Below are 9,797 nucleotides of genomic sequence, written 5' to 3'. Positions count from 1 at the left end.
TGTTTTACCTTCTGCTGCCGAATTCCCCGCTTTGGCAAGCTGCGTTTAGTGATTAGCTTTGAAACTGCACAGCTCACCGGGACTTACGCTGTGCTGCTGACCAATCGCGCTGACTGGTCAGCCAAACAGGTGCTCGCCAAATATTTACAAAGATGGCCGATAGAAACCTTTTATCGAGATGGAAAGCAATATCTCGGGCTTGATGAGTATCGGATGCGAACCTTTGAATCCATTCAAACCCATTGGACGTTGGTGTTCGTGGCTTACTCAATCTTGCACTTGGCTTGCTTGCCACCCCCGACAAAGGCTCCGGGCAAGCGCCCTACCCAGCTCACACAATCCATCGGGCAGGTCTGTCGCCAGCAATCGCAAGCGCTGATAGAAAAGCTAATCCTCTTTGCTCATGACTGTCTTGAACAGGGTGAATCGGCGTCGCAGGTGTTTGCCAAATTGTTTGACAAGCAGAATAAGGGGGTGCCTGCATGACTCGCTAGATAACGCCTCAATTATTTTTCTACCGTCAGAGCACAACACTCAAGTAGTAACTTTCTTGCTCGTGATATAAAACACCAAGATTGCATCGGCTGGTGGCCATAGAGGGATGGGCCTCGCCTAACAACTGTTCACCTATCGCCAACGCTTGTGTATACAGCGGTTCCGCCGCCTCATATTTGCCTTGAACATTGTAGAGATGGGCTAAGTTATTCAGGCTGGTGACTACATTAGGATGTGCCCTACCTAACAACTGCTTACACATCGCTAATGCTTCTACATACAGTAGTTCTGCCGCTGCATACTTGCCTTGGTGGTAGTAGAGATTGGCTAAGTTATTCAAGCTAGTTGCTGCAGAGGGATGAGTCTCACCTAACAACTGCTTTCTCATTGCTAACGCTTTTACATGCATTGGCTCTGCTGCTCTATATTTGCCTTGGACGCTATAAAGGTTGGCCAAATTATCCATGCTAGCGGCCACATCGGGGTGAGTCTCACCAAATCTGTTCTGAGTTTGTTTCAAGCAATCTAAATACCAAGACAATGCTAGGACATAAATCCCTTGACCTTTATAAAAATAGCCGAGCCCTGTGAATGGCTCTTTCAATGCTTCGTCATTCAGGCTATCAGCCCAGCAATTTGCTAATTCTTCTAAATGAATAATGGCTCCTCTAACATCATTTGCTTGGGCAAGCGTGAGACTGTATTCTATGCTTTGCGCAACTTCTACGAGTACACCACAAAACGATGATTTGATAGCGTCACCCTGCTTGATTTGTTGATTAAGTTTCACCCGAAAAAACTCTTGAACAATTTGATGTAGCTGATAGAGATTGTCGCCCACTCGCTTCAGCAAGCTGCGATGCAACAACCCATTCTGCCTTGCCTTCCTCAAATTCTTGGCATCTACTTCAGCCAAACACTTTTCTACCAGTGCCCAAGGAATCGGCGCAACCGCAAACATCCCCAGCAAACAGGCCAAATCTCGTTCTAGCCCACTCAGCTCCCGCCAGCTCAACTCTAGCGCCTGAATTACTCCCAGATCAGCCGTCATCCCAGCTTCCACTGCTTGCAGTGCCTCAGCATCCAGCCGAGTCTCCTCCAACTCTGCCAAAAGTTCCTGAACTGACAAATCCAAATCATCTGCTAGATACCGTCCCACCAACTCCAGACGCAAGGGCAAGCAGCCCACCCACTGACACAGTGCCTTCGCATCTGCCAACTGCGCTTGAATGCGTCCATCCGCCACAATGCCTTCCACCATCGCCAGGGCACTCTCTTCATCCAATTCCTCAATCGCAAAATTCTCCACACTCCGCCCAAAATTCAAGCGCGTGGTGATTAGCAGCTTGAACCGAGAATCTGAAGGTGGTAGGTGGGGTTTAATCGCCCCATAATCCGTTACATCGTCAATCACAACCAGCACATCGCCTTCAGGCCAATATTGCCAACAGTGCTGAATCTGCTTGTCAATTTCTCCCTCCGGCAGCGTCAGCCTCAGGTTCATTTGCGCAAAGGTCGTAATTTGCGTTGCAATCTCTTGGCCCCTCGCCCGCAGCCAGTAAATACCGCCGGGGTAATAGCCTGACTGGAATTGCGCGATCGCATACTGCAAAGCCAGTTCCGTCTTCCCAATGCCGCCCATCCCAGAAATTGCTGTAATCGCAAGGCGGCTCCCTGACTGAAGCCGCGCATGAAGGTCTTTTAGCTTTTGCTCACGCCCAACAAACGTCACCGCCCCACTGCGTGGTAAATTCTGAGGCGTTCCGGTTGAGCGAGCAAACTTTGTCCGATCTCTGTCAGACGACTCCACTCAAGTCTTGTGGATGGTGATATTTCCCATGTAGTTCTCACCGCCCTCATTCTTAACCTGATAGCCAGTAGCATTGTCGCTGTTGTTTTGCACCATACTGCTTTGGTCTAACAGTTTGCCCGCATGAATTTCCTGGGCGATTGCCCTCACCTGCTCCGCAAATTCATCATCTAGCATCTCCACACTCAAAAAGGTCGAGACAATCTCAATTGACCCCTCATAACCCTTTTCCGCCTGTGACAAAGCTATCTCAGCCGTTGCATTCTTACCCTGCAATCGGTTCCATATCATCTGACGCAACTCTCCCATTTTCGCAATGGCCGCTGCCGAAAACTTCTTTGCCAGCTCGCCAGCGCTCGTTTGCAAGAATTCTTGAAAGGCGAGGTTCGCGATCGCGCTAGCCGTAAACGTTACAGGGTCAGCCATAGAGAATCTCAGAGCAACTAGCCAAATTATAGAGAGTCATCCCGACGACAGGTCAAATCATCAAAAACTTTCCATAAACTTGAAGTTTGCTACGCTTAAAGCATCGGCCTTATCAAAACGCCCACCCATGACTGCCCTCAGCGTCACTTATCCCTCTGACCCTAGCCCACAGCCAACCCCACTTTACCGCTGGCAACCCGCTACTTGGGAAGAGTATTGTGATCGCCGTGACGAACTTGAACTCGATGAAAAGCACTGGCGACTATTTTTCGATGAAAACTCAGTCTTGGTCGTTGATATGGGTTGGGAAGGCATTAACCACGCAGCCATTTGCGACCTGTTTATAGCCCTGCTGTTTGCATGGTTTGCACAAAACTCCGACCAAACCTTTACCTCGTTAGGTCGTTGCCTACTAGAGAAAAAACCGCTCAAGGCAGGCGCTCCCGACCTCGTCGTTTACTTGGGTGAAAATTATCCAAGATGGGAGCCGGGAGAACAGCGACAAGTTGATTTAAACAAGTGGCCTGTGCCCGACTTTATCGGCGAAGTTTCAGACACAACGCTCGCCACAGATTTAGACGAAAAGAAAAAACTCTACGCCTCATTAAAAATCCCAGAATACTGGGTAATCGACATAAGAGGTGGCCGCGTTTTCATCTTCCGACTGGATGAAACCGGCACCTACCAAACCTGCGAAGCCTCTAGCGCCCTGACGGGATTATCCGTGACCTTGCTAGAAGCCACCATTCAGAAAACGGCGCAAGAATCGAACGGGAAAGCCGCTCTTTGGTTCGCACAGCAGATCAAAAAATAGCTTTCGAGCGATACTGAACGAAGCTAAGTCTTTTCAAACACACTTGCCCCTATGCTAGAGCTTCACAGCCACACAACTTGTTCCGATGGCAGTCTTACACCCGCAGAACTGGTGAAGTTCGCAGCAGAAAAAGGCGTCAAGGCGCTGGCGATTACTGATCACGATACGATGGCCGGTTGGGACGAAGCGATCGCCACCGCCACCCTGCTCAACCTAGAAATCGTCCCCGGCTTGGAGTTGAGCACCGTTTACAATGGCCGATCCATGCACATTCTGGGCTTTTACCCGGATGCGGAGAAGCTGCGATCGCCCCTGCAAGAACGAGTCGAAGGCCGCAAACGCCGCGCCCGCGAAATGGCCGCAAAGCTTGCCGAACTGGGCTACCCAATTGAGCTGCCTGACCTATCCGGCTTGATGGCACCCGGCCGCCCTCACATTGCCAGCGCCCTCAAAAAAGCAGGCCACGTCAAATCTAACAGAGAAGCCTTTGACCGCTTCTTAAAAGACGACGGCCCCGCCTACGTCCCCTACGAAAAATTTACAGCTCAAGAAGGCATTGAGCTATTGACACAGTGCGGCGCGGTCTCAGTCTGGGCACATCCTTACATCTTTCGCGGCGGCACGGTAGAAGCCATTTTGCCAGAGCTGGTCGAAGCCGGGCTGACGGGCATTGAGGTCTACCACCCCACGCACAGCCCCAGCCAGACCCGCAAGCTAGAAGAATACTGCCAAACTTACGGCCTGCTGATGACTGGCGGCAGCGACTACCACGGCCCCAGAAAAGAAAAAAATCCAGACTTTCGCGATCTAAACGATCTGGCAGTGCCTCTTACACTGCTTCCCCCTTTACGGGCGGCAGCGATCGCCCTCAAAAGCACCCGCTCATAAACGCAAAAAAAGTGGACGGCAAGATCATCAACTCACCGTCCACTTTTTAATTAGTCATGTTTCATCGAATTAGCCAGTGACTAGCTCGCAGCCAAATAACCGTTGATCGAAGCCTTCCGACGACGCAAGTGCTTCAGCGCCTGCTGCTCTAGCTGACGGACGCGCTCACGGCTGATGCTCATGCGCTGACCGACCTTAGCCAGAGAAAGCGGATTGCCATCGGCTAAGCCAAACCGCAGGTTGATCACTTCCTGCTGCTGAGGCGTCAGCTCTGAGAGCATCTTAAAGATGTCCTGGCGTAGAGACTGCTGCACGGTGTAGTCTTCGGGCGAAGCACCGTCATCTTCTAAGAGATCTTGCAGCTCAGTATCCTGGTTATCACCGATGCGCACATCTAGAGAGATTGGCTGACGGGCAATCGAAAGATACTCGCGTACCTGTTTGGGCTCTAGTTCTAGCTCTTCACCAATCTCAGCCGCATTGGGGCTGCGCCCTAACGTCTGCGATAGCTCCCGCTGAACGCGCTTGATCTTGTTGAGCTTTTCGGTGATGTGAATCGGCAAGCGAATTGTGCGCGCCTGCTGAGCGATCGCCCGCGTAATCGCCTGACGAATCCACCAGTAAGCGTAAGTAGAGAACTTATAGCCCTTCATCGGGTCAAACTTTTCTACCCCACGCTCTAAGCCGAGAGTGCCTTCTTGAATCAGATCTAAGAACTCCAGGTTGCGCTTTTGGTACTTCTTGGCAACCGCGACTACCAGCCGCAGATTGGCCTCAATCATTTTGTGCTTGGAGCGCTGACCGCGACGCATGTGATTGCTCAGCTCATCTTCGCTCATGCCAGCGGCGGCCGCCCACTCTGCCTGAGAAATATTATTTTCAGAGGCATCGTCTTCTGGCAGCTGTTCAACCAGCCCTGCTTTGATCTCTAGCAGCGCCATCATTTGCTGTACCTGCTTACCCAGCACGATCTCATCTTCGTGGCTGAGCAGAGGGACGCGGCCAATCTCATGTAGATAGGCACGCACTGCGTCAGTGGTGTACAGCGGCTTGGCTTTACGCTTGGCTGTCTTTTTAGTTTTAGTCGTCGTAGCTGCCGTCTTGGCAGTCGTTTTAGCTGCTTTAGCTTTTGCTTCAGCGCCCTGTGCGGTAGCGCTCTTTTTAGTGGTGCGGGCTTCAGATGTAGCCATGGTGTTTGGGGCCTCCGCCGAAAATTTCTAAGGAATCAATAGGGGGGCTAGTAGCCAATGCGCGCTGCACTTCAAAACCTGCAGTCGAAAGCCGCCAACCTATCGTCAAATACCGTTTAACGTTTGCTTAACTCAAAATCGTTATGAGTTTATCTTAACATAACTTCAATACCTTGGATTAGAATTGAACTTTAAGGGGAGGAGTGATAAGGTCTTTTCTGTCTTGAGAAGCTATAGCCTATACAGAGATACTGAGCCCTCGGTTAGAATCAGCTTAGAACTACCGTTGCCGGCGATCCTTTGACTGACTACTGACTAACTACATCATCGCCAGAAGCAGCCGCTCTAGCAGTGGTGATTGCCCGCCGTAATCACCGTACTTTTGACTAGGGCCTGCTGCCTGCTGATTTGAGTCTGTTTTATCCTAAGCTTGCCCCTTTCGTAAAGCATCTGCCGACAGACCTATCCGGCTTGGCTATTCAGGCGCATTTGGGCTGGCATGTTTAGCTGGGGTCAAAGCTGCGGATAATGGGGTTTTGATTAATGCTAGAGACCTGCTGAGTGCCGATGTAGAAAGTCTGCGTTCCTAGCGTGACTTAACCGCATTGGCCGTGATAATTTCACTCTCGCGGGCTCAGCTAACACCCGGTCGCTAAAGCCAGCTGAAATATCGCTTTCTGTAAAGTCAAGCATTGCCGCAGTGTCTATTGGTTTACAAAATAGATTCTCTTCGCCTGCTGTCACTATCCGGAAACTGCCTGACAGTCAGGTATTTACACCCTGCTAGACTATTCTCTATATCCGTATTTATACAGAAGTGAGAAGTCTATTTATGGCATCTCTTAACGAGAGAGACAATGTTTATGAGCGATCGCCTCAGTTTGCGCTCTAAAGAAGCGATACCGAGATGTTTTATCACTGTGCCTGTTTCCACAGCTGCCTACTGCACTTCTTTGTAAGGGGGAAATAGCCTTAAGGTTTCTAATCCTACAGACGCTTGCACAGCAGCCGTTCGCAATCTACGTCGATTTATATCTAGATATCCCTAGCTAGATATCTCAGTAATTCGGCGAATAACTGGACTCGCCCAGAAAACGATTTTCGTCGGGCTACTGGCGGTGTTACCCAGAGTTGGCTAAGCAGCTCTAGGCCGCGATCGCCCACTTAGCTGCGGCGATCGCGTGAATAGCCGTCGTATCAAATAAGGGCACGACGCTGTCTTCGGGGTGAACCAGCAGGCTGATTTCTGTGCAGCCCAAGACGACAGCTTCAGCACCCGAGGCGACCAAACGAGCGATGATTTCACAAAAGCGATCGCGCGATACCGGGCGAATTTTACCCAGGCAAAGCTCGTCATAGATGACATTGTGAACAAAGCGGCGGTCTTCGTCATTGGGCACCTGCACGGCCAAGCCATGCTGATGGATCAGCCGATCTTTGTAAAAAGACTCTTCCATAGTGAAGCGGGTACCCAGCAACCCAATTCGCTTAATCCTGCTCTGTTTGATTTCTACAGCCGTCGCATCGGCAATGTGAATCAGCGGTAGAGAAGTTGAGAGCGCGATCGCCTCGGCCACCTTGTGCATGGTATTGGTCGCCAGCAGCAAACAGTCGGCCCCGGCCCCTTCTAGCTTGGCGGCAGCCGCTGCGAGCAGTTGACCAATTTTGTCCCAGTCGCCCTCATGCTTGAGCGCTACAATCTCTTCGAAATCGACCGAAACCATTACGATCTTCGCTGAGTGCAGTCCGCCTAGCTCTGCTTTAACGGTTTCATTCAGCAGCCGGTAATACTCAATCGTTGACTCCCAGCTCATGCCACCGAGCAGCCCAATGGTTTTCATCATGCCATTCCATGTTTTGCGAGGGTATGCCTAGCGCTCTTCAAATTTCTCGTACCACAGCCAATTGCCTGCAACCGTCAGCACCAGCGCCGTGCCCCCACCGACGACTGCCAGCATCGGGTCGTAGCCACTCCGCCCGAGGGTGGTCATCCAGGTTGCCGTCAGCTCCGAGGGGCGCAGCCAGTGAGCCGCTACTGGCACCAGATAGATCAGCGATGCGCCCACGGCTAGCCAGCCCACCATCGAAGTGAGTAGGAAAATGGTTTTAGCTTGAGACTGGCCTCCTGAGCGCTCAGACATGGTGGTTAATGATCCGATGAGGTTGTTTCTGGGAGACTGGTAAATCTCTTTAAACCTACCACAGGCTTTACTGACAGGATGCGTTACGGCAGTAGCTCAAGCGCAAAACTCTCAGGATGGTGAAAATCAGGCGTTGGGCCGGGATGAGCGATCGCCCAAAAAGTCTCTTCGCCGCTCGCCAGCACCACCACTGCACTCACGCCCAATCGCAGCGGTTGAGCCGGGTCAACAAGCTCTCCCACATCGACCGTTAGCGCCAGTTGCAGCTGAGTCTGCGCCGTACGAACGGTAAACGGGAGCGCCCCTAGCGCCCTCTCTTCTCGCAAACCCTGACGATAGCCTGCCAGCGAAAACACATTCCAATCGCCTGTCGGAGAGAGGTTAAACTCCCAGTAAGGGTCGGTTTCTGCTTTGTTGGGGCCTTCACCTAAAAAGAACTCAAAGCACGTTTGTTGCCAGAGCTGATCGCGGCGATCGCCCGCCTCACCCACTGGCGGAATTACCACTTTGTCAAAGTCTCCCTCAAACCGATAAACAATCGATAGAACAGACTGACTTCTCACCAGCGAGCCGCTAATAGCGAGATCTGTTGTTTGGGCAGTAGGAGAAAACGGTTGCAGTGTAAAGGTAGTGAGCTGAGTCATGACGATGAACGTAAACGATACAGTAAGCGCTGCCAGTAAAACCTTAACTCAGATCTTTCACCATTCTCGATAAGCCCAATCAGGCAATGATTTGATGATGATTTCAAAGCCAAATTGAGCAGCAATATCAACATTGCGCCTGATTTGTCTGAGCAGTTGAAACCAGAGCACAGAGGGCAGCAGTTTTTCTAGGGTTAACCTAGCGGTGGCCTTCCAATCTAAGACGGGTGGCCAAGCCCAGAGGTCAACCCAATGGGCGAGCAGATAAGCAATGAGCGACAGTACAAGCCAACGATACACGCCGATTTTGGTGCTTTGGCCAAAGCAATGCAGCCCAAACTGATGCTTAGCGGTTTTGAAGAAACCTTCTATAGCCCAACGTTTGCGGCCTAAGCGGATGAGGTAAACACCAGAATAAGGATGGGTCGAAGCGACAAAGCGCAGCTCTCGCTGATTGTCCGCTCGTTTAAGCCAAAACCAAGAGACTGTAAGCGGGTAGTCGATATCCTTGAGGTAAACCTGTAGTCCCCGTTTTGCCTTGCCTGGAAGGTCTTTTAGCTTGCGCCCATCTTGTAATAGACGGCTGTTTTTCACCCCAACGACGGCTCGCCACTTGCGCTGACGGACGGCACCGAGAAATTCTACGGTGCCAAATTCGGTGTCTGCCTGCACAATCACAGTTCTGCCTTTTATCAGAGACTTAGGTACGCTGGCCAACAGCTTACAGGCCAATTGATTCGGGCTCGGTCGCCCTTTGCCGCGCCAGACTCGGAAGCTCCACGGTATTCGCCGCTGGCCAATCACGATATAGAGCACGACCAGATGCAGTCCACGCTTGCCATTGAGCATTCGCACCCAGGGCTCAGGCGCATTGATGTCCTCGGTTGGCGTGCTCAAATGCCAAAACTTGCCTGTCTTTCTCAGCGTGCTTAAATCTATCAGCAGCCGCACTGGCACACCCTTACGGACGGGATGTGTAGCGAGCTGTTCTAGGATGGCTGCGCGGGCAGTGCGGATCACTTGCCGGGTTGGCCAACGATAGCGATTAAAAAACCGACTGAGCGAACTCGCTGACTTGATTTGCGTATGTTCCGGTAGTGCATGGCCTTGCGCATCTAAAAATAGCCCCAAAACGGCTTTTAGACTGGCTTTTTGATAGACACTAGGCATGAGTGAAATTAGGCTATACACTAGCCCTTGGGCGTGCTGAAGCATGGTTTTAATGACCGTCTTCTAAACTTTTTCTACGCCCTTTTTTTCAGATTTTGGCCCTCAACGCAACCCTTACTGACAATGGTGCAAGATCTCAGCCTTTTACGAACAGCGACGCTGTTCGATAAACCAGTAAGAAACGCTATTGCCAAGCCACTACTTCTAGGCTCTGGTTAT

General features: G+C 51.2%; 10 protein-coding genes. 3 read left to right on the top strand and 7 right to left on the bottom strand.

The window, feature by feature from the left end; all coding sequences use genetic code 11:
* On the top strand, nucleotides 1-486 hold a 486-nt coding region (locus CKL79_RS21400; protein WP_141242116.1), incomplete at its 5' end, for a transposase.
* 34 nt (nucleotides 487-520) lie between these two features.
* On the opposite strand, the gene CKL79_RS21395 is transcribed toward CKL79_RS21400, so the two are convergent.
* Nucleotides 521-2,227, bottom strand: coding sequence for a tetratricopeptide repeat protein (locus CKL79_RS21395; RefSeq protein ID WP_240519025.1), 1,707 nt, complete (start codon nucleotides 2,225-2,227; stop codon nucleotides 521-523).
* Between the two features lie 78 nt (nucleotides 2,228-2,305).
* Nucleotides 2,306-2,731: a hypothetical protein gene (locus tag CKL79_RS21390; protein WP_121971569.1), complete on the bottom strand. Its 426-nt coding sequence runs from the start codon at nucleotides 2,729-2,731 to the stop codon at nucleotides 2,306-2,308.
* 127 nt (nucleotides 2,732-2,858) lie between these two features.
* Here CKL79_RS21390 and CKL79_RS21385 point away from each other — a divergent pair, with 127 nt between their 5' ends.
* On the top strand, nucleotides 2,859-3,545 hold the full coding sequence (locus tag CKL79_RS21385; protein ID WP_121971568.1) for a Uma2 family endonuclease: 687 nt from the start codon (nucleotides 2,859-2,861) through the stop codon (nucleotides 3,543-3,545).
* Nucleotides 3,546-3,596: 51 nt separating this feature from the next.
* The gene (locus tag CKL79_RS21380; RefSeq protein ID WP_121971567.1) at nucleotides 3,597-4,433 is read left to right on the top strand and encodes a PHP domain-containing protein; all 837 of its coding nucleotides are present in this window, start codon (nucleotides 3,597-3,599) and stop codon (nucleotides 4,431-4,433) included.
* Between the two features lie 80 nt (nucleotides 4,434-4,513).
* Here the strand turns inward: CKL79_RS21380 and CKL79_RS21375 are convergent, their stop codons facing one another.
* From CKL79_RS21375 to CKL79_RS21355, 5 genes are all read right to left on the bottom strand, one after another.
* Nucleotides 4,514-5,623, bottom strand: a complete 1,110-nt coding sequence (locus CKL79_RS21375; RefSeq protein WP_121971566.1) for an RNA polymerase sigma factor, RpoD/SigA family — start codon at nucleotides 5,621-5,623, stop codon at nucleotides 4,514-4,516.
* Between the two features lie 1,145 nt (nucleotides 5,624-6,768).
* The gene (locus CKL79_RS21370; RefSeq protein WP_121971565.1) at nucleotides 6,769-7,464 is read right to left on the bottom strand and encodes an aspartate/glutamate racemase family protein; all 696 of its coding nucleotides are present in this window, start codon (nucleotides 7,462-7,464) and stop codon (nucleotides 6,769-6,771) included.
* Between the two features lie 30 nt (nucleotides 7,465-7,494).
* Complete coding sequence (locus tag CKL79_RS21365) at nucleotides 7,495-7,764, bottom strand: hypothetical protein (RefSeq protein WP_121971564.1); 270 nt, start codon at nucleotides 7,762-7,764, stop codon at nucleotides 7,495-7,497.
* Nucleotides 7,765-7,847: 83 nt separating this feature from the next.
* Nucleotides 7,848-8,408: a DOMON-like domain-containing protein gene (locus CKL79_RS21360; RefSeq protein ID WP_121971563.1), complete on the bottom strand. Its 561-nt coding sequence runs from the start codon at nucleotides 8,406-8,408 to the stop codon at nucleotides 7,848-7,850.
* 57 nt (nucleotides 8,409-8,465) lie between these two features.
* Nucleotides 8,466-9,578: a transposase gene (locus tag CKL79_RS21355; protein ID WP_240519023.1), complete on the bottom strand. Its 1,113-nt coding sequence runs from the start codon at nucleotides 9,576-9,578 to the stop codon at nucleotides 8,466-8,468.
* Nucleotides 9,579-9,797: the final 219 nt, after the last annotated feature.

Source organism: Leptolyngbya sp. BC1307, from assembly GCF_002286735.1.
GTDB lineage: Bacteria > Cyanobacteriota > Cyanobacteriia > Phormidesmidales > Phormidesmidaceae > Phormidesmis.
The sequence above is the reverse complement of the archived record's forward strand: the minus strand, read 5'-3'. Positions and strand labels throughout refer to the sequence as shown.

Excerpts from the sequence above, each read along its gene's own strand:
- CKL79_RS21390 (WP_121971569.1), bottom strand. The coding sequence starts at position 2,731 with ATGGCTGACCCTGTAACGTTTACGGCTAGCGCGATCGCGAACCTCGCC.
- CKL79_RS21385 (WP_121971568.1), top strand. The coding sequence starts at position 2,859 with ATGACTGCCCTCAGCGTCACTTATCCCTCTGACCCTAGCCCACAGCCA.
- CKL79_RS21380 (WP_121971567.1), top strand. The coding sequence starts at position 3,597 with ATGCTAGAGCTTCACAGCCACACAACTTGTTCCGATGGCAGTCTTACA.
- CKL79_RS21375 (WP_121971566.1), bottom strand. The coding sequence starts at position 5,623 with ATGGCTACATCTGAAGCCCGCACCACTAAAAAGAGCGCTACCGCACAG.
- CKL79_RS21370 (WP_121971565.1), bottom strand. The coding sequence starts at position 7,464 with ATGAAAACCATTGGGCTGCTCGGTGGCATGAGCTGGGAGTCAACGATT.
- CKL79_RS21365 (WP_121971564.1), bottom strand. The coding sequence starts at position 7,764 with ATGTCTGAGCGCTCAGGAGGCCAGTCTCAAGCTAAAACCATTTTCCTA.
- CKL79_RS21360 (WP_121971563.1), bottom strand. The coding sequence starts at position 8,408 with ATGACTCAGCTCACTACCTTTACACTGCAACCGTTTTCTCCTACTGCC.
- CKL79_RS21355 (WP_240519023.1), bottom strand. The coding sequence starts at position 9,578 with ATGCCTAGTGTCTATCAAAAAGCCAGTCTAAAAGCCGTTTTGGGGCTA.